A 20108-nucleotide genomic window follows, 5' to 3' on the forward strand; every position below is an offset into this window, starting at 1 on the left:
GTACTATGTTAGAGTTAATCGATTAATCTATGGCCTGCAGAGGGCTATGGCAAAGGAGTTTTAGAATTATGAAACAAGGTATTCACCCAGATTATCAAGAAGTTTGCTTCATGGACTCAGCAACTGGTTTTAAGTTTGTTGCCGGCTCAACTTTGAAGTCATCAGAAACTGTTGAATTCGAAGGCAACACTTACCCATTGATCCGTGTTGAAATCTCATCAGATTCCCACCCATTCTACACTGGCAAGCAAAAGTTTGCCGCAGCCGATGGTCGAATCGAACGTTTCAACAAGAAGTACGGCTTCAACAAGAAGAACTAATCGTTCTCTTTACTTTAAAAGCAGCCCGCTTGGGTTGCTTTTTTTATTGCGAAGAGCGCCAAACAACGTATAATATACTAAGTGTTAATTTATTCTCAAGGAGCAGTATTGGAATGAAAATGCAGTTGGCAGAAATCGCCCAAGCCTTAAATACCAGTTGTGAAGGGGACGCGGAAACGGTCATTACCTCAGTAGCCTTTGACTCAAGAAAGATCAGCCAGGGCGCCCTCTTTGTCCCGATCAAGGGGGAAAGAGACGGCCATGACTTTGTGGGTTCAGCTATTGCGGCCGGCGCCAGCGCTACTTTGTGGGAGGCAGGCCACCCGGGCAAGCCGGAAGGCATCGCGGTTCTGGAAGTTGCCGACACTTTGAAGGCCATGCAGGATCTGGCCCGCTACTACTTGCAGAAGGTCAACCCGACTGTTGTTGGTATCACCGGCTCAAACGGCAAGACTACGACCAAGGACATGGTGGCGGCGGTTTTGGCCAAGCGCTTCAACGTCTACAAGACCCAGGCCAACTTCAACAATGAAATCGGCGTGCCGATGACCATTTTGGAAATGAAGCCGATCACTGAGATCTTGGTTTTGGAAATGGGGATGGACCGGGCTGGCCAATTGCATGAACTGAGCCAATTGGCCCGGCCGGACGTAGCCGTGATCACCATGATTGGGGAAGCCCACATCGAATTCTTCGGCAGTCGGGACAAGATCGCTGACGCCAAGATGGAAATCACGGACTTTTTGCAAGAAGACGGTGAATTCATCTACAACGGTGATGAACCTCTCCTGGCGGAAAGAGCCGCCAAGCTTTCCCAGGACAAGTCCACCTTTGGCTTTGCTGACTCTGACACCATTCATGCCAGTGACCTCCGCAGCACCATGCACCATTCCTTCTTCAAGGTCAACGGGACTGACCGGGAATTCTCAATTCCGATGATTGGCCGCCACAACGTGGCTAACGCCATGGCCGCTATCCTGGTTGGCCGCCACTTCGGGGAAAGCGACGAGGAAATCGCCGCCGGTCTGGCCAACTTCGTGCCAACGGCCAACCGGATGGAATGGGAAAAGGGCGACTGCGGCGAAGACATCATGAGCGATATCTACAACTCCAACCCAACGGCTGTTAAGGCCGTGACTGCCTCCTTTGGCCAGGTTCCTGTAAGTGAAGGCGGCCGCCGCATCGCGGTTTTGGCCGACATGTTGGAACTGGGCAGCCGGTCAGCCGACCTACACAAGGGCCTGGCTGCCTGCCTGGACCCGGAAAAGATCAACGTCCTTTACCTTTACGGGCCGGAGATGAACCACCTTTACCAAGCCCTGCTGGACAAGTATGACCAGCAGAATCTGCACTACTACCCAGAAGATGAGATGAGCCATTTAATCGATGATTTAAAGAGCGACATCCACAGCCAGGACATCGTTTTGCTGAAGGGGTCCCACGGGATGCACCTGGAACGAGTCCTCGACAGACTGAAATAGGAGAACAATTTGAAATTTACTGAACTAGGATTGAACGACAATATCTTAAAGGCAATCAAGCGGTCAGGCTTTGAAGAAGCCACCCCGATCCAGGCCCAGACCATTCCTTTGGCTCTGGCTGGCCAGGACGTGATCGGTCAGGCCCAAACCGGGACGGGGAAGACGGCTGCCTTTGGTCTGCCAATCCTGCAAAAGCTGGACAAGCAGGACCACGCTATCCAGGCCATCGTAATTGAACCGACCAGAGAACTGGCCATCCAGACCCAGGAAGAACTTTTCCGCCTGGGCAGGGATGAAAAGGCCAAGGTCCAGGTCGTTTACGGCGGGGCTGATATTGGCCGGCAGATCCGGGCCTTGAAGAAGGTGCCGGAAATCCTGGTCGGGACACCGGGACGGCTTTTGGACCACTTAAAGCGCAAGACCATCAAGCTGGACGGCGTCAAGACGGTTGTTTTGGACGAAGCTGATGAAATGCTGGACATGGGCTTTATCCAGGACATCGAAAGCATTTTGACCTATGCTGAAAACCGGGACCAGACCCTCTTGTTCAGCGCGACCATGCCAAAGCCGATCCAGGCTTTGGGCGAAAAGTTCATGCATGATCCGCAGGTCGTGAAGATCAAGGCCAAGGAACTGACAGCTGATTTGATCGACCAGTACTTCGTCCGCGTCCGCGAAAACGAAAAGTTCGACACCATGTGCCGGCTGATCGACGTGGAAAATCCGGACCTGGCCGTGGTCTTTGGCCGGACCAAGCGCCGGGTTGACGAACTGACCCGGGGCCTGGTTGCCCGGGGCTACAACGCGGCCGGCATCCACGGCGACCTGACCCAGGCCCGCCGGATGCAGGTGCTCAAGCGCTTCAAGGAAGGGCAGCTGGACATTCTGGTAGCTACTGACGTGGCTGCCCGGGGCCTGGATATTTCCGGGGTTACCCACGTTTACAACTACGACATTCCGCAAGACCCGGACTCCTACGTCCACAGAATCGGCCGGACCGGCCGGGCCGGCAAGAGCGGGATGAGCGTGACCTTCGTGACGCCGAACGAGATTGGCTACATGCGGACCATCGAGGATTTGACCAAGAAGAAGATGTCTCCTCTGCGTCCGCCGACAGACGCCCAGGCCTTTGCCGGGCAGATGAAGCAGGCGGTCTTGAAGGTAGACGACCTTTTGAGCGGGGATTTGAGCAAGTACGACGACGCGGCGGAAAAGCTGCTGGAAAACTACTCAGCTGAAGATATCGCTGCTGCTTTGCTGAAGGAACTGTCCAACGACAGCGAGGTTAAGGTTACCATCACTCCTGAAAAGCCTCTTCCATACCTGGGCAAGCACTCAGGCGGCAGGGGCCGGAATGGCCACATCCGGGGCGGAAATAAGAACTTCAAGGGCAAGCGTAATTTTGACAAGAAGAAGCGCAAGCCTGGTTTCAAGATCCACGGCCGGAAAGGCTGATTTTTTAAAAAAGTAAAAAAGACCGGGCTTTTGACCCGGCCTTTTTCTATCTGTGCTATTATTTAAACAGCGTGAGGTGGAAAGATGATCAAAAATATCGGTGTGGATCAGATTGAGGTGGACCGGATCGCCAAGGTCGTTGACCGGGGGGACGGTTTTGCCAGAAAGGTTCTGACCGACCGGGAATTTGCCCAGTACCAGGAATTGACCCATAAGCGGAAGATTGAGTACTTGGGCGGCCGCTTCGCCGTCAAGGAAGCCTTCTCCAAGGCCTGGGGAACCGGGATTGGCCAGGCAGTTTCCTTTGAAGACGTGGAAACTTTGAGGACCGAGTCAGGAGCGCCTGTAACGACGTCGCGGATTTTTACGGGGCGGATTTTTTCCAGCATCGCGCATGATGATCACGAGATCGTCGCCGTGGTCGTGCTTGAAGAGCCGGCCGGCTGGCGCCGCGCGATCGGCAAACTATCGCACCTGTTATCTGGGAGGAAAAAATGATCACAGCAGTTAATCGACCAGCAGCCTTGCACATCAACGTGGCTGCTATCAAGGAAAACACCCGCCAGGCCAAGGCTCACTTGAAGCCGGGCCAGAAGCTCTTTTGCGTGGTTAAGGCCAATGCCTACGGGCATGGGGCAGCGCGCCTGGCGCCGGTGATGGAAGAAGCCGGAGCAGACGGCTTCTGCGTGGCCATGCTGGATGAAGGGCTGGAACTGCGCCGGGCGCAAGTCGTCAAGCCAATTCTGGTCTTGGGCCTGCAGCCGGCTGAAGAAGCCGCCCTGGCCGCGGCCAACGACATTTCTTTGCCAGTCTCCAGCCTGGACTGGCTCAAGGAGGCGGAAAAAGTTCTTCGCAAGGAAGGTCTTCAGCTGAAGATCCACCTGGCCATCGACTCAGGGATGGGCCGGATCGGCTTTAGTGAAGACGAGGACTTCAAGGCGGTCAACGAATATCTGCAAGGCAATGACGCCTTCTTCGTGGAAGGGATGTTCACTCACTTTGCTTCAGCTGACTCCGCTGATTCCAGCTACTTTGACTACCAGGTCAAGCGCTTCAAGCACATGGAAAGCCTGCTGACGGTCAAGCCGAAGTGGATTCATGTGGATAACACGGCTGCCAGCCTCTTTGACAAGGACGTGGACAGCGACATCGTCCGTTTTGGGATTGGCCTCTACGGGCTCAACCCGTCTTCAGCCCCAGGCAGCCAGGACTTAGAGCCGGCCTTTGCCCTCAAGCCGGCCATGTCATTTGCCAGCGAACTGACCTATGTCAAGCAGATCCACAAGGGCTACGGGGTCGGCTACGGGTCAACCCACATCGCTGAAGAAGACGAATGGATCGGGACCGTGCCGGTTGGCTACGCTGACGGCTGGATCCGCAAGTTCCAGGGCTTCAAGGTCAAGGTCGGGGACACTTACTGCCCGATCGTCGGCCGGGTCTGCATGGACCAGTTCATGGTTCTCTTGCCAAAGGAAGTGCCGGCTGGCACGCCAGTTGAATTGATCTCAGCTGATCCGGCAGCGCCAAACAGCCTGCGCCGGGCAGCTGACTGGCTGGACACCATTCACTATGAAGTGGCCTGCCAGTTCAACGACCGTCTGGACCGGATTTACGACAACGAATAAAAGCAAGAAAAAACCTCCGAATTTTGCTTCGGAGGTTTTTAATATGTTTTTGCTTATTCTTCGTTCAAGAAGACGCCTGGCTTTTCTTCGCTCATGATGTTCATGCCGGCAGCCAGGTCTTCAACGGCAACGACAGGGAATCCCTTGGCCTTGAGCTTCTTGCAGATGGCCTTCAGTTCAGTTTCCGTGGTCCCTTGCGGCAGGGTGAAGAGGGTCCGGCGGACGTACTTGCCATCAAATTCGCTGGCTGGCGCGTCCAGAGTCATGGCCCCGGCCAGGTTGACGTACTTGGAGATGATCTTGGTCATCTTGGTCAAGTTGCCGCTGTCGTTGGTTGACAAGACAGTCAGGACGTAGGCCCCGGTCTTGACGTTCCAGGCTGAAGACAGCATGTCCAAGAGGCGGGCGTGAGTCAAGATGCCGTAGAAGGTGTTGTCAGTGTCCAAAACGGCAATGTAAGGCAAGTCCTTGATGGTAAAGAAGACTTGGAAGAATGGCGCGTTGATCTTGATGGTCTTGGTGGCGTTCTTCAAGAGGTAGGTTACCGGCAGGCTCATGTCCCCGCCTTGGGACTTGTGGCGGTAAATGTGCATCTTGTAGATGTTGCCGCGGAAGATCTTGCCGCTGTCATCCAGGATTGGCACGCAGCGGTAGCCGGAGCTTTCCAGTACCTTCAAGGCTTCTTCCAGGGTGGCGTGTTCGTTGACAGTCGTCAGGTAGTCTTTCTTGATGACCAGTGATTTGATTAACATAGGAGAACCTCCGTTATGTAGCTTTACATGTAAATGTTTTCTTGTCTCATACTTTCACATTATAGCATGCAGAAAATAGAAATTAAAGACAGGTTAAAAGGCGGGAAAGCGTAAGATCTTTGCCAGTTGTGCTAAAATTATTAAGATACAGCAAGTGAGGAGACTTTTGATGAAATTAATCGTTGCTTTGGGCAATCCCGGCCTTAAATATGAAAAAACCAAGCACAATACCGGCTTCATGGCCCTGGACCACTACTTAGAAGAAAAGGGCCTGCGCCTGGACCGCGACAAGTTCACGGCCCTCTACGCCAAGGAGAAAGTGGCAGGCGAGGACGTGATCTTCATGGAACCGCAGACTTATATGAATGAATCCGGCAGGGCCGTAGGCGCGGCTGCCAAGTTCTTCAAGATTGATCCTAGCGATATTCTGGTCATTCACGACGACATGGACATGCCAATCGCCAAGCTGCGGATTCGTGCCGGCGGCAAGTCGGGCGGCCACAATGGGATCAAGAGCATTATTGCCTGCCTGGGGACTGAGAAGTTTAACCGCCTTAAGATCGGGATCCGCCACCCAGACAAGCAGAGCGTGGTTTCCTGGGTCCTGACCCCCTTTAACCCCGACCAGCAAAAAGAACTAGAGGCCAGTTTTGCCAAGGTCGACCAGATCATTGACGACTTTATCGCCGGCAAAGACGCCCAATACTTAATGAACCGTTACAACTAAAGACAAGCACACGAACATGCAAGTAATTGATTTTTTGAAAAAAGATCAAGCAGTGACTGCTTTTATCGCGAAAACGTCCCGGATCAAGAACTCCCTGCTCACAGGAGTCGAACGGGGCGCTTTTGCTGTCCTCATCCAGGCGTACTTAGCCCAGGTGGGCCAGCCCCTGCTCTTGATCGAAGAGAATGAATACAAGGCCCAGGAGCGCTATAACGATTTGAGCCGGCTTTTGGCCGATGATGACCTGGAGCTTTTTGCCCTGGACGGTAACCTGGCCACGCAGACGGCGGTCAGTTCACCGGATGAGTTAAGCAGCCGGGTTCAGTGCTTGAACCTGCTCTTAAGCGGCCGGCCTGGCGTCGTGATCGCGACCCCGCAGGGCCTGCAGTATCCTTTAAGCGACCCGGCCCTGTTTAAAAAGGGGCAGAAGCATTTTGCCGTTGGGGATGAAATTGCCTTGCCCGACCTGGCCCAGTGGCTGAACCAGGCTGGCTACCACCGGGAAAACCTGGTCGTTAAGCCGGGCGAGTTTGCCATGCGGGGGGACATCGTCGACCTTTATCCTTTGGACCGGGAAAGCCCCCTGCGCCTGGAATTTTTCGGCGACGAAATCGACACGATCAAGACCTTTGACTTGACCAGCCAGCGCAGCCTGGAGGAATTGCCGGAAGTAACCGTGCCGGCAGCCAGTGACCACGTCTTTACGGCCGAAGACTTGGACCGGGCGGGCCGGGATTTGGCAAGCGACCTGCCAAAAGAAGCGGCTGCCAGCCTGGAAATGGCCCAGGAGGCCTTAGCTGACGGGCAATTGCCGGATGACTATGACCGCTACCTGGACTACCTTTTGCCTAAATCTTTCAGTCTGCTGGACTACCTGCCGGCTAAAGGCCTGCTTTTGTTCAACGACTGGCAGCTGATTGCTGAAAGCGTCAAGAATATGGGCGCTATCAACGATGACTACCTGGCCAGCCAGATCGCCAGCAAGATGATGACCAGCCGGCAGAAGCTGCGCCTTGACTTTGAGGCGGTGCTAAAGGCAGATGGCCACCACCGTCTCTATGTCAGCTTGATGGCCCACTCCATGGGCCGGCTGCGTTTTGGCCAGCATTTGGCCTGGGACAGCCGGGAAGCGCAGCAGTTTTTCAGCCAGATGGAGCTTTTGAAAACGGAGCTGGACTCTTATGCCAAAAAGGGTCAGACCGTGGTCTTGCAATTGTCCAGCCGCCGGCAGGCTGAGGAATTCAGCCGGAGCTGCCATGACTATGACATCTACCTGCCTTTGGCGGAAGCAGACGGCTTAAAAGAAGGCCGGGCCCAGCTGGTTATCAGTGGCTATGCCAGCGGCTTTGTCCTGCCCGACAGCGACCTGGTCTATCTAACTGAAAAGGAGCTTTTTAACCAAAGCAAGCGGCCGAAGAAGCGGATCAAGACCTTGGAAAACGCCCAGCGTCTGCGCAGCTATACAGAACTCAAGCCTGGCGACTATGTGGTCCACGTCAACCATGGTATCGGCCGCTTTGAAGGCATCCAGACCCTGGAGACCGATGGGAAAAAGCGGGACTACATCACCATCACTTACCAAAAAGGTGACCAGCTCTTTGTTCCAGCTGACCAGCTCAGCTTGGTGCAAAAGTACGTGGCTTCAGAAGGCAAGCAGCCCCACGTCAACAAGCTGGGCGGCAGCGAGTGGGCCAAGACCAAGAAGCGGGTTGCCGCCAGAGTCGAGGACATCGCTGACGACTTGATCGACCTGTACTCAAAAAGAGAAGCGGAAAAGGGCTTTGCCTTTTCCCCGGATGGATCAGACCAGGCTGCCTTTGAAGCTGCCTTTCCTTACGAGCCAACCCCTGACCAATTGCGGGCCACTGCGGAAATCAAGGCTGATATGGAAAAGGCCAAGCCGATGGACCGGCTTTTGGTCGGGGATGTCGGCTTCGGGAAAACAGAAGTGGCCATGCGGGCTGCTTTTAAAGCCATCTGCGACGGCAAGCAGGTCGCCTTCCTGGTGCCGACGACCATCCTGGCCCAGCAGCACTACCAGACCATTAAAGACCGCTTTAAGGTCTTTCCGGTGGAAATTGCCAGCCTCTCCCGTTTCCAAGGCCAGGCCGAAAGCAAGAAGATCGTGGCTGGCTTGAAAGACGGCAGCATTGACTTGGTAGTCGGCACCCACCGGATTTTGTCCAAGGACGTCCAGTTCAAGGACCTGGGTCTGCTCATCATCGATGAAGAACAGCGCTTTGGGGTAGCCCACAAGGAAAAGCTCAAGCAGCTGAAGACCAATATCGACGTTTTGACTCTGACAGCCACTCCGATTCCGCGGACTTTGCACATGTCCATGATCGGGATCAGAGACCTGTCAGTCATGGAAACGCCGCCCCAGAACCGGTATCCGATCCAGACTTACGTCCTGGAGCAGTTGCCGGGTACGGTCAAGGAGGCCTGCCAAAGGGAAATGCAGCGGGGCGGGCAGGTCTTTTACCTGCACAACCGGGTTGGCGACATCGAGGAAACAGTGGCCCGCTTGGAGCAGCTTATGCCCCAGGCCCGGATTGCCTATGCCCACGGGCAGATGAGCGAAAACCAATTGGAAGATATTTTGACCCGCTTTTTGGACCGGGAATTCGACATTTTGGTCACCACGACCATCATTGAAACCGGGATTGACATGCCTAACGTCAACACCATGATCATTGAAGATGCCGACCACTACGGCCTAAGCCAGCTCTACCAATTGCGGGGCCGGATCGGCCGGTCAGCCCGCCTGGCTTACGCCTACTTCCTCTATCAGCCAAACAAGGTTCTGACGGAAGTGGGGGAAAAGCGACTGGACGCCATCCGGGACTTTACCGAGCTGGGGGCGGGCTTCAAGATCGCCATGCGGGACTTGTCCATCCGCGGGGCCGGCAACATGCTGGGGGCCCAGCAGCACGGCTTCATCGACAGCGTCGGCTACGACCTCTACTCCCAGATGCTGGCTGACGCCATCAAGGAGCGGCAGGGAAAGAAGCCGGTCAAAAAGAGCAATGCCGAGATCGACCTGGGTCTGGAAGCATATATTCCAGAAGACTACATCGCCGATCAAGAGCAGAAGATCGAATTTTACAAGAAGATCAAGGGCATCGGCAGCCTGCAGGACCGGGAAGACATCGAAGACGAGCTCCTGGACCGCTTTGGCGACTATCCGGCAGCTGTTGAGAACCTGCTCAATGTGGCCAGCTTGAAGGCCAGCTGCGACTTGGCTCAGATTTTGACCCTGGTCAAGGAAAAGGACCAGATCCGGGTCATTTTCAGCGATTCCGGCAGCCGGGAAATGGAAGGGCCAAACATCTTCAAGGCCCTGGAACACGTGTCCTGGAAGGCCCGGATCGCTCTTGGGGCCCAAAAGCGCCTGGTGGTTACCCTGCTTTTGCCAGACAAGCTGACCCGGCGGGCCATGTTCGCGGAACTGGGCACTTTTGCCAAGGACGCGGCAGAGATCATCCAGCGGTAATTTTTTAAGAGTAAAAAGCTAAGTATTAACAGACAGGAGACAAATATGAGAATCGACAAATTTTTGAAAATTTCCCGCCTGGTCAAGCGGAGAACGGTGGCAAAGGAAATGGCTGACCAGGGCCGGGTAAGCGTGAACGGCAAGACTGTCAAGTCCAGCTACAACGTGGTTGTCGGCGACGTGATCGCCGTAGCTTACGGGACCAGGGTGATCAAGGCCCGGGTCCTGGACTTGCGGGAAACGACCAAAAAGGCGGAAGCCGGGGACTTGTACGAATTAGTCGACTAATGACTTTTTCCACCAAAGCTGATATACTAAATCTATTATATGATTTTAGGATAAGGGTAGACAGTGATGGGGAACAACAGAGGAAATCAGCAAAACGTAACGCCGCTGCGGCCGGACCAGGATGTCCGCCGCCTGAAGAAGCGGCAAATCAAGTTCAGAGAAGTGCACCGGGTCCGGCGCAACCGGATCGTGGCTTTGATCCTGCTGGTCTTTGCAGTGCTGGGCTTCCAGCTGGCCATGACCAAGGCCCGGACGGCCAAGATCCAGAAGCAGGTCAGCCAGAACCAGGCAACTTTGACCAAGATCAAGAAGAACAAGGAAAAGCTGACCAACGAGCGCGACGACATGAAAGACAGCGACTACGTGGCCAAGGTGATCCGCTACAAATACAAGTACACTAAAGATGGCGAGCGGGTCTACAACATCAAGGAAAAGGGCGATAACTGATGAACTACAAAGTTGGCCAGCGCCTTGACGGTGTAATCAACAATGTGACAGATCTGGGCATCTTCGTGACCCTGCCCAAGCATAAGAGCGGCTTGGTTCACCGCAATGACTTTGGCAGCGACTGGCCAAGAGAGCGTCAGCGCTGGCAGGTGGGCGACCAGGTCAGAGTGGTGGTCCAGAACCTGCGCAAGGGCCGGCTGGACTTGTCCATCCGCCGGGTCAACGATCCGGAACTGATCGATCCGGCCAACCAGTTCAGCCAGTTGCAGGCCCGAGATTTTGACCGGGTCCTCAACCAGGTTGACCAAGAGGCGCGAGCAGAAATAAAGCAGCTGGAAGCTGCCTTGAAATAAGAACGGCCCTAGGGGCCGTTTTTTGCTTGTATCTGTAGTTTTTAATCTGGAATCTTTCCTTTTTGCCAAGAAGAGGGAGTGATGGCTCATGGACATTGAAAAAAGACTGGCAGCCTTTTTCGCCGAAGAAGGCCTGCCTTTGGAAGGAAATTTCCTGGTCGCGGCCAGCGGCGGTCCGGACTCAATGGCGCTGCTTGATTTGATGCGGCGCTTGCCGGGAAATTTTAAGCTCTACGCGGCCCATCTTGACCACCAGATCAGGCCAGACAGCCAAAAAGAAAGCCAGGTGTTAAGGGCTTACTGTCATAAGTACCGGCTCCCTCTGTATGAAAGCGTCTGGCCCAAGTCCCTTCATCCAGAAAACGGCCTGGAAGCAGCAGCCCGGGACTACCGCTACGACTTCTTGTTTGAAGTGGCCCGGCAGGTTAAGGCTGACTACCTGCTGACAGCCCACCACGGCGATGACTTGCTGGAAAATATCCTGCTCAAGCTGGTCCGGTCAGGTATTCCCCGGGAAATGAACAGCCTCAAACCCGTCAGCCAGCGGGGGAAGGTCAAGCTGGCCCGGCCGCTTCTGGCTGCCAGCAAGGCTGATCTGTTGGCTTATGTCAAGGAAAGAGGACTGGAATATGTCGAAGACGGGACCAACTTTGAGGGCATTACGGTCCGCAACCGCCTGCGCCAAGAAGTAGTCCCGCTTTTGAAAAAGGAGAGCCCGGATCTTTTGGAAAATGCCTGGCGCTTCAGCCGGGAAATGACGGCGGAAGAAGACTGTTTTGCCCAGGCAGCCGGCAAATTGCCTGAGCCGGAATTTCTCTTTGGCGGCTGGCGGATCCCCCAGGCAGCCGGGCAGGCGGAAACCGAGCTCTTCAAGTTCTACCTGGAGAATTTTATCCAAAAAAAGTACAATAAAAGAGTCCAGCTGGACCGGGTTTTACTGGCGAAAGGGCAAGGCCAGGAAAAAGGGGGGCTTCACCTCTGCTTTTACCAAGGGCATTACTGGCTTTACCCGGCCGAGCAGCCAGCTCCCAGTCCCCTAAGGCAAGTTGAGGTCGGCCAGCCTTTCTTTTTCAGAGGCCGCTGCTACTTATTAAGCGAGGAAAAAAAGGCAGAAAGTCCCTTGGCGGAAATATCATTTCCCGGGAAATTATTTGCCGGCAGTCTACCGGCTGGCCAGCGCCTGCTTTTAAAAGACGGCCGCCATGCCAAGAGCAAGAAACTTTTCGCGGCGGCGGGGATTCCGCTGGCCTTGCGGGGCAACTGCCTTAGCCTCTTTGCTGGACAAGAAGCAGTTTATGTTGAGGGCTGCTACCAGCAGCCAGTCAAAGAAGAAAAAAGGCCGCTGTATTTGCAGCAAGTGAAAACATGCAAGAAAGACAGGTAAAAGTTTCGATAGTTGCCGGCTTTTATGTTAAAATTTGGGGAGTAATTCTTCGATCTGACGGAGGTCATTTATGAAAAATAATCGGAATCGACTATTTAGCAATGGTCTATTCTACATAGTCGTATTTTTGCTTCTCCTCTGGGGAATCAATTGGGCCCTTGGCGGCAGCAGCAATTCTGGAGCAACTGAAACCATCAGCTACACGGAATTCGTGAAGAAGCTGCGCAATGGCGAAATCAAGGACTTTAACGTGCAGCCGTCCAACGGGGTTTACTCCGTAACCGGTAGCTACAAGTCAAGTCAAACTAAGTCATCCTCAAGCTCAGATATTTTTGGCGGCAGCAGCTCCTCCAAGGTGACTGGCTTCTCAACCACGATGCTGGAAAACGACTCCAGCGTCAAGAAGGTCCAGGACCTGGCCCAGTCTGAGAACGTCAAGATGAGCACCCAGGGTGAATCACAGTCCAGCAACTGGATCTCAACGATCATCATGCTGGTGCCAACCGTCCTCTTCATTGTCTTGATGGTCATGATGATGAACCAAGGCGGCAGCCGCGGCCAAGGCGGCGGCATCATGAACTTCGGCCGCTCCAACGTCAAGCCGCAGGACCCTAAGAAGAACAAGGTCCGCTTTGACGACGTGGCCGGTGAAGAAGAAGAAAAGCAGGAACTGGTGGAAGTTGTTGAATTCTTGAAGAATCCGGCAAGATACACCAAGCTGGGGGCAAGAATCCCGTCCGGTGTCCTGCTTGAGGGGCCTCCGGGTACTGGTAAGACCTTGCTGGCCAAGGCCGTTGCCGGTGAAGCGGGCGTGCCATTCTTCTCCATCTCTGGTTCAGACTTCGTTGAAATGTTCGTCGGGGTCGGGGCCAGCCGTGTCCGTGACCTGTTCACCAACGCCAAGAAGAACGCGCCAAGCATCATCTTCATCGACGAAATCGATGCCATCGGCCGCCAGCGTGGCAATGGCCAAGGCGGCGGCAACGATGAACGTGAACAGACCTTGAACCAGCTGCTGGTTGAAATGGACGGTTTTGAAGGCGACGAAGGCGTTATCGTCATGGCCGCTACCAACCGGTCTGACGTCCTCGACCCGGCTTTGACCCGGCCGGGCCGTTTTGACCGGAAGGTCCTGGTTGGTCGTCCGGACGTCAAGGGCCGTGAAGCCATCCTGCGCGTTCACGCCAAGAACAAGCCGTTGGCTGACGATGTCGACTTGAAGGAAGTCGCCCGCCAGACTCCTGGCTTTGTCGGGGCTGACCTGGAGAACGTCCTTAACGAAGCTGCCCTGGTAGCCGCCCGCCGCAACGGGACCAAGATTACCGCGGCCGATATCGATGAAGCTGAAGACCGGGTAATTGCTGGTCCTGCCAAGAAGGACCGGATGATTTCCAAGAAGGAACGCGAACGCGTGGCCTTCCACGAAGCCGGTCACTCAATCTGTGGTCTGGTCTTGAGCGATTCCCGTACGGTCCGCAAGGTTACCATCGTGCCTCGTGGCCGGGCAGGCGGTTACAACATCATGCTGCCTAAGGACGACCAGTTCATCTTGACCAAGAAGCAGCTCTTTGAGCAAATCGTTGGTTTGATGGGTGGCCGGGCCGGTGAAGAAGTCGTGGTTGGCGACCAGTCAACTGGGGCCTCAAATGACTTTGAACAAGCTACGGCAATCGCCCACAGCATGGTGGTCAACTACGGGATGACCGATGAACTGGGCATGGTTGAACTGGAAAAGGAAGGCGAGGGCACTCCTTACGGCTTCAAGCCTTACAGTGAAGCAACCGCGGCCAAGATCGACGAAGCAGTCAAGAAGATCCTGGACGAAGCCCACGCCAAGGCGGTTGAAATCGTTGAAAACAACCGGGAAAAGCACCGGATCATCGCTGAAGCCCTGCTGAAGTACGAAACTCTGGATGAAAAGCAGATCTACTCACTCTACAAGACTGGGAAGATGCCTGAAAAGTCCAGCGAAGAATTCCCATCTGAAGCCAAGGCCTTGAGCTATGAAGAAGCCAAGGAAGCTGCTCAGAAGCGGGCAGAAGAAAAGGCTGAGGAAAAGGCGGAAGAAGACATTGCTGAAAAGCAAGCTCTGGCAACGCCGAGCGAAGACGCGGTCAAGCCGGAAACCGACGCCGCCAAGCTCGCTGAGCCAGATGATTCAGCAAGTCAAGAAGACTCTGCTGATGCTCTGCCGACGCCAAGCGAAAGCGACCTGTCAAAGCATCCTGAAAAGGACAAGAATGACGCTCCTAGTCAGAAGACTGAACAAACAGACGATTCAGACAAGGATGAATAGAAGAAATAGAGCCGGCAACGGCTCTATTTTTATGGAGGAAAATCATGAACGACTACTTAATCAAAGCAATCAATGCCAGCAAGGACCTGCGTCTTTTGACCATTAACGGCAAGGACCTGGTCGCTGAAGCGCAAAAGCGGCACGACACCTGGTCAGCTTCCTCAGCTGTTTTGGGCCGGAGCCTCTTGGGTACGCTGCTTTTGGCTGGGGCAGAATTAAAAGGTGACCAGGAACTGACTTTGCGCCTGTTGGGCGATGGCCCGGTTGGGGCAACCGTGGTTACGGCCAAGTCAGATTTGACTGTTAAGGGCTATGTCCAAAACAACCACGTGGCCTTGCCGGCCAGAGAAGACGGCCATATCGACGTTAAGAAGGCTGTCGGCAAGGGCTGGCTGCAGGTAACCAAGGACCTGGGCTTGAAGCAGCCTTACACTGGCGAAGTGCCGATCGTATCTGGGGAAATTGCTGAAGACTTGACCTACTACCTGGCTAAGTCAGAACAGATCCCGTCAGCTGTCGGCCTGTCAGTTTTCGTCAACCCGAACGACACTATTGGGGCCGCGGGCGGCTTTTTGCTCCAGGCACTGCCAGGGGCCAGCGAAGAACTGCTGAAGGAAACGGAAGACCGGATCAAGGCCTTGCCGCAGCTTTCATCCGCCTTTTTGGACGGGATGACGCCAGAAGACTTGTCCAAGAAGATCCTGGGCGATGACTGCAAGATCTTGGAAAAAGACGAGGTCTCCTACCACTGCGACTGCTCCAAGGAAAAGTATGCCGGCATGCTGGAAACCTTGAAGGGCAGCCAGCTCAAGGAAATGATCGAAGAAGACCATGGGGCTGAACTGGTCTGCAACTTCTGCGGGGACAAGTACAATTTCACTGAAGCAGAACTGCAAGCCATTTTGGACAAAAAGCTGCAAAAATAAGTTTTTGTCCCTTGACGAAAAGTAAGAATTACTTTATGCTCTAATTATAGTTAAATTAAGCAAAGCTTAAGAAGATGAGTAGTCAGGGGAAGCCTCTACAGAGAACTGTTGGTGCTGAGAAACAGGGGGCGGAAGCTGGCGAAGATGGTCTTGTGTTGGCATGGTCCCGGCGAGTCGCTGATAAGCCGGACCCGCTTAACGCCCGTTAGCGCGTTCAGATCTTCTGACTGGAAGACTTTAAGGGCCCTGGCCGTGAGGCGGGGCTGAATAAAGGGTGGTAACGCGCGAAGACGTCCCTTGGCCTCTGGGCCAAGAGGCGTCTTTTTTTCTGGCAGAGCATCTGCTGAGGAAGCATTTTTTGCTTTGAACGATGGGTGGTAACACGCTAATAGCGTCCCTGAGAGTTGATCTCAGGGGCGTTTTTCTTTTTAAGCTGTGATGTTAATAGTTGTTGTTTTTAGTAAAAACGGAGGAAATCATGACCTTGAAGAAAATTACCGCTGCCGGTCTTTTGACCGCCTCAGCCCTCGTTTTAGCCGCCTGCGGCCAGCAAAAGAGCTCCCAGTCCCAAACCAAGCAAGTCCTCAACTGGACCGAAAGTGCCCAGATCTCAACCCAGGACCCGTCACTGACGACTGACTCCACTTCCTTCCAGGCTCTTTTGAACACCCAGGAAGGGCTCTACCGCCTGGACAAAAAACAAAAGCCCCAGCTGGCCCTGGCCAAGAGTGCCAAGGTTACTGATGGGGGCAAGACCTATACTTTTGTCCTCAGAAACGCCAAGTGGTCCAATGGCCAGGCGATCACGGCCAATGACTTTGTCTACTCTTTCAGAAGAACCTTGAACCCGAAGACCAAGTCTTCCATGGCTTTTTACCTCTACCAAATCGTAAATGCCGAAGCCATCAATGCCGGCAAGAAGTCTGTGACCAGCCTGGGCGTCAAGGCCTTGAGCAAAACCAAGCTGCAGATCAAGCTGGTCCGGCCTGTCTCTTACTTTAAGCTTTTGCTGGCCTTCCCGCTTTTCTTCCCGGAAAACCAGCAGTTTATTGAAAAAGCCGGCAGCAAGTACGGGACGGCGGCCAAGTACACCATTTCTTCCGGTCCTTTCAAGCTGACCAAGTGGACCGGGTCTAACAAACAGTTTACCCTGGTTAAGAACCAAAACTACTGGGACAAGAAGAACGTGAAGCTGGACAAGGTCAACGAAACCATCAGCGAAACTTCTTCAACTGCCTACAACCTCTACCAGGCTGGCAAGCTGGACGAAACTTACCTGACTGGTGAACAAGTCAAGGCCAACAAGGGCAAGTCCACCTTCTACGACCGGCCGGCTTCCGCTATCCAGCGTCTGGAATTAAACCGCAAGAAGGTCAAGGCTTTTAATAACTTCAACATCCGCCGGGCCCTGTCCTTGGCCATTGACCGGGGCAGCCTGGCTAAGGTCTTGAGCGACGGGTCAGTTGCGGCAAAGGGCTTCGTCCCATCCGGCATGGGGAACAACCCAACGACCGGGGAAGCTTTTTACAAGGAAGCCTATGTCAAGGAAGCAGTCAGCTACAACTTGAAGGAAGCCAAGAAGTACCTGGCCAAGGGCTACAAGGAACTGGGGATCAAGTCCCTTAACCTCAACTTGACGGTCAGCGACACTGACTCTGCCAAGCAGGTGGGCGAATTCCTGCAAAGCAAGCTGGGCGAACTGCCAGGCGTGAAGATCACCGTGACGACACTGCCGTACACGACCTTAATCGCCCGGCAAAGCGCCGGCAACTACCAATTGACCATCAAGAACTGGCAGGCTATCTTAGGTGACCCGATCAACTTCCTGGACGTCTTTGAAAAGGACTCCAGCTACAACACCAGCGGTTTTGCCAGCAGCAAGTACGACCAGTTGCTCAATGAAGCCGAAAACGTCTACGGCAACAAGCCGGTTCAGCGCTGGAAGCGGCTGGTGGCAGCTGAAAAGCTGTTGATGAATGAACAAGGGACTATCCCGCTGATCCAGACGGCTCACCCGCAGCTGGTGCAAAGCTACGTCAAGAACGTGTCCTACAACCCGCTGGGCATCCCTTACGACTTCAAGCTTGTTTACATCAAGAAATAGGAGGCAGGCATGGCTTTTTCCGATCTTGATTTTTTAGAAAAAAACTTCATCCACTATGCTAAAGAAGACACCCAGTCCAAATACGCCAATAAAGACCAGGTCCCGACCACGCCTAATCAGGTCAAGATGATGAAGGAACTGGCTGACCAGGTCAAAGACTATGGCCTGGAGTCTTATTACAATGAAAAAACTGCCTTTGCGATCGGCCGCCTGGCGGCTAATACAGAGGGCGTTGCCCCAATTGGCTTTTTCGCCCATGTCGACACGGTTGAATACGATGACCGCTTCCCTATCCGCCCTCAAGTCCACCGGGACTACCAGGGGCAAAAGCTGGTCTTGGATGAGGCAAACGGGATTTTCCTGGACCCGGAAGAATTTCCGGACCTGCTGAATTTAAAGGGGCAGACCTTGATCACCAGCGACGGGAAAACCATTCTGGGAACTGACGATAAGGCTGGGGTGGCTGGCCTGCTGGCGGCACTCAAGTACCTCCATGAGCACCCGGAAGTTGAACATGGCGATATCTATGTGGCTTTTGGCCCGGATGAAGAAATCGGTTTGGGCGGCCAGCGCTTTGACCCGGCTGATTTTCCAGGAGTGGAATTTGCCTATACTTTGGACAATGGCCGGCCAGGCGACTTTGAATACGAGACCTTCAACGCCTCAGCCGCCGATTTGACGATCAAGGGGACCGTGGTCCACCCGGGTGAAGCCTACGGGCTGATGGTCAACGCCACGACGATCATGACGGAATTTCTGGCGGCTTTGCCCAAAGACCAGGTGCCGGAAAAGTCCCGGGGCCACGAGGGCTTCATCATGGTCACGGATGCCCAGAGCAGCGTCGATTCAGCTCACGTCGGCTTGATTATCCGCGACTTTGACTGGGATGAATTTTTGGCGAAAGAAGACCTGGTCAAAAAGCTCGTCGCTTCCTTAGGGGAAAAATACGGGTCAGACCGCTTCAAGCTAGACCTGCGCCGGCAGTACGAGAACATCTACAACGGGGTTAAGGACCGGCCTTATGTGGTCAACCTGGCCTTAGACAGCTATGAAAAAGCGGGCCTTACGCCAAATGTGCAGACCTTCAGAGGGGGAACCGACGGGAATTTCATCACCAAAAAGGGAATCCCGACGCCCAACCTCTTCAATGGCGGCGGCAACTACCATGGCCGCTACGAATACGTGACGGTTGAGCAGATGGACAAACTGGCCGAAGTCTTAGTGACGATCGCGGCTGAGCATGCCCGCCAGAGTAAAGAGGGGCAAGACGACCGACCCCTGGAAAAATACTGGTAAAGATAAGAAGAGCATCCTCTTTTAACGGGGGATGCTCTTTTCGCGGGCTTTTGGTTTGTTCTTTGGGCATAATCTTGTTATGATATAAAGTTGTAGTTATTGAAAGGAAAAAGGTGGCAATGGACACTACTTGGAAGATACGCGAAATCGAAATTCCCAACCGGGTAATGGTAGCGCCGATGGCCGGCGTTTCCAACATGGCTTTTAGAAAAGTCTGCAAGGAATTCGGCGCCGGCATGGTTGTCTGCGAAATGATTTCCGACCATGGGATCATTTACGGCAACAAGAAAACCTTGAGCATGCTGGACGTCGACCCGGGCGAGCACCCGATGAGCATCCAGATCTTCGGGGGGACGGAAGACAGCCTTTTGCAGGCGGCCCAGTACATCGACCAGCACACCGATGCCGACATCATCGACATCAACATGGGCTGCCCGGTACCAAAGGTGACCAAGACTGACGCGGGTTCCAAGTGGCTTTTGGACTCAAACAAGATCTACCAGATGGTCCACAAGGTTGTCCAGAACGTGGAAAAGCCCGTTTCCGTCAAGATGCGGATCGGCTGGGATCGCAAGCACATTTTTGCCGTCGAAAACGCCCTGGCTGCCCAGGAAGCCGGTGCTTCCATGCTGGCCATGCACGGCCGGACCAGAAAGCAGATGTATCAAGGCGAAGCTGACTGGGAAACCCTGCATGAAGTAGCCCAGGTCATGGACATTCCTTTCGTGGCCAACGGGGACATTACGACTCCGCAGCTGGCCAAGAAGGCCCTGGACGAGATCGGCTGCACGGCCGTCATGGTTGGTCGGGCCGCTCTGGGCAATCCTTGGATCTTAAAGGAAATGACCCACTACCTGGCAACGGGCGAAGAACTGCCAAAGCAGACCGTCCGGGAAAAGGTGGAGACCGCCAAGCATCAGCTCGACGGCCTGGTTCAGCTGCATGGGGAAAAACGGGCCGTGCCGGAATTTCGCCAGCAGGCAGCATATTATTTGAAGGGAATTCCCCGTTCAGCCCGGACTCGTGCTAAAATAAATGAAGTCTGGACGCGTCAGGAGGTTTATGACCTGCTTGACGAATTCGTCGAAACTTACGAAAAACGCGCGCGGCAGAAGCGTGACCGCGCTGCTGATACCCAATCTATGTAAATGGAGGAAAAAC

At 54.1% G+C, this 20108-nt stretch carries 17 protein-coding genes; 16 read left to right on the forward strand and 1 reads right to left on the reverse strand.

What is annotated here, in order from left to right; genetic code table 11:
• The first annotated feature begins 68 nt into the window (after positions 1 to 68).
• The 5 genes from ACYVUT_RS01795 to alr all read left to right on the forward strand — a co-directional run bounded on the left by ACYVUT_RS01795 (position 69) and on the right by alr (position 4881).
• Entirely contained in the window at positions 69 to 320 is a 252-nt protein-coding gene (locus tag ACYVUT_RS01795) for a type B 50S ribosomal protein L31 (protein ID WP_003612793.1), read from the forward strand.
• A gap of 113 nt (positions 321 to 433) precedes the next feature.
• Positions 434 to 1801 (forward strand): UDP-N-acetylmuramoyl-tripeptide--D-alanyl-D-alanine ligase, encoded by a 1368-nt coding sequence (locus tag ACYVUT_RS01800; RefSeq protein WP_484499787.1) that lies wholly within the window; start codon positions 434 to 436, stop codon positions 1799 to 1801.
• A gap of 9 nt (positions 1802 to 1810) precedes the next feature.
• Positions 1811 to 3256 carry a degradosome RNA helicase CshA gene (gene cshA / locus ACYVUT_RS01805; protein WP_484501406.1) on the forward strand — a complete coding sequence of 482 codons (1446 nt, stop codon included), beginning with the start codon at positions 1811 to 1813 and terminating at the stop codon, positions 3254 to 3256.
• 84 nt (positions 3257 to 3340) lie between these two features.
• Positions 3341 to 3754 carry a holo-ACP synthase gene (acpS, locus tag ACYVUT_RS01810; protein WP_439775881.1) on the forward strand — a complete coding sequence of 138 codons (414 nt, stop codon included), beginning with the start codon at positions 3341 to 3343 and terminating at the stop codon, positions 3752 to 3754.
• On the forward strand, positions 3751 to 4881 hold the full coding sequence (gene alr, locus ACYVUT_RS01815; RefSeq protein WP_484499789.1) for an alanine racemase: 1131 nt from the start codon (positions 3751 to 3753) through the stop codon (positions 4879 to 4881). The genes acpS and alr overlap by 4 nt, the downstream gene beginning before the upstream one ends.
• A 53-nt stretch (positions 4882 to 4934) precedes the next feature.
• Here alr and cbpA read toward each other — a convergent pair whose 3' ends face one another.
• A complete protein-coding gene (gene cbpA / locus ACYVUT_RS01820) occupies positions 4935 to 5633 on the reverse strand; it encodes a cyclic di-AMP binding protein CbpA (protein ID WP_439775883.1) in 699 nt (232 codons plus the stop codon).
• A gap of 169 nt (positions 5634 to 5802) precedes the next feature.
• On the opposite strand from cbpA, the gene pth reads away from it, so the two are divergent.
• From pth to dusB, 11 genes are all read left to right on the forward strand, one after another.
• Entirely contained in the window at positions 5803 to 6360 is a 558-nt protein-coding gene (gene pth / locus ACYVUT_RS01825) for an aminoacyl-tRNA hydrolase (protein ID WP_439775884.1), read from the forward strand.
• Positions 6361 to 6376: 16 nt separating this feature from the next.
• Positions 6377 to 9853: a transcription-repair coupling factor gene (gene mfd, locus ACYVUT_RS01830; RefSeq protein WP_484499790.1), complete on the forward strand. Its 3477-nt coding sequence runs from the start codon at positions 6377 to 6379 to the stop codon at positions 9851 to 9853.
• Positions 9854 to 9898: 45 nt separating this feature from the next.
• Complete coding sequence (locus ACYVUT_RS01835; protein WP_002878680.1) at positions 9899 to 10141, forward strand: RNA-binding S4 domain-containing protein; 243 nt, start codon at positions 9899 to 9901, stop codon at positions 10139 to 10141.
• A 66-nt stretch (positions 10142 to 10207) separates the two neighbouring features.
• A complete protein-coding gene (locus ACYVUT_RS01840) occupies positions 10208 to 10588 on the forward strand; it encodes an FtsB family cell division protein (RefSeq protein ID WP_439775886.1) in 381 nt (126 codons plus the stop codon).
• On the forward strand, positions 10588 to 10941 hold the full coding sequence (locus tag ACYVUT_RS01845; protein ID WP_484499791.1) for a S1 RNA-binding domain-containing protein: 354 nt from the start codon (positions 10588 to 10590) through the stop codon (positions 10939 to 10941). The genes ACYVUT_RS01840 and ACYVUT_RS01845 overlap by 1 nt, the downstream gene beginning before the upstream one ends.
• A gap of 88 nt (positions 10942 to 11029) precedes the next feature.
• Positions 11030 to 12325 (forward strand): tRNA lysidine(34) synthetase TilS, encoded by a 1296-nt coding sequence (tilS, locus tag ACYVUT_RS01850; RefSeq protein ID WP_484501407.1) that lies wholly within the window; start codon positions 11030 to 11032, stop codon positions 12323 to 12325.
• A 70-nt stretch (positions 12326 to 12395) separates the two neighbouring features.
• The gene (ftsH, locus tag ACYVUT_RS01855; protein WP_484501408.1) at positions 12396 to 14621 is read left to right on the forward strand and encodes an ATP-dependent zinc metalloprotease FtsH; all 2226 of its coding nucleotides are present in this window, start codon (positions 12396 to 12398) and stop codon (positions 14619 to 14621) included.
• Positions 14622 to 14665: 44 nt separating this feature from the next.
• A complete protein-coding gene (gene hslO, locus ACYVUT_RS01860; protein WP_439775890.1) occupies positions 14666 to 15547 on the forward strand; it encodes an Hsp33 family molecular chaperone HslO in 882 nt (293 codons plus the stop codon).
• Between the two features lie 478 nt (positions 15548 to 16025).
• Complete coding sequence (locus ACYVUT_RS01865) at positions 16026 to 17651, forward strand: peptide ABC transporter substrate-binding protein (RefSeq protein ID WP_484501409.1); 1626 nt, start codon at positions 16026 to 16028, stop codon at positions 17649 to 17651.
• A gap of 9 nt (positions 17652 to 17660) precedes the next feature.
• Positions 17661 to 18947, forward strand: coding sequence for a peptidase T (gene pepT, locus ACYVUT_RS01870; protein ID WP_484501410.1), 1287 nt, complete (start codon positions 17661 to 17663; stop codon positions 18945 to 18947).
• Positions 18948 to 19066: 119 nt separating this feature from the next.
• Positions 19067 to 20095, forward strand: coding sequence for a tRNA dihydrouridine synthase DusB (dusB, locus tag ACYVUT_RS01875; protein WP_439774771.1), 1029 nt, complete (start codon positions 19067 to 19069; stop codon positions 20093 to 20095).
• The last annotated feature ends 13 nt before the right edge of the window (positions 20096 to 20108 follow it).

It is taken from the genome of Lactobacillus sp. WILCCON 0059 (genome assembly GCF_057197985.1).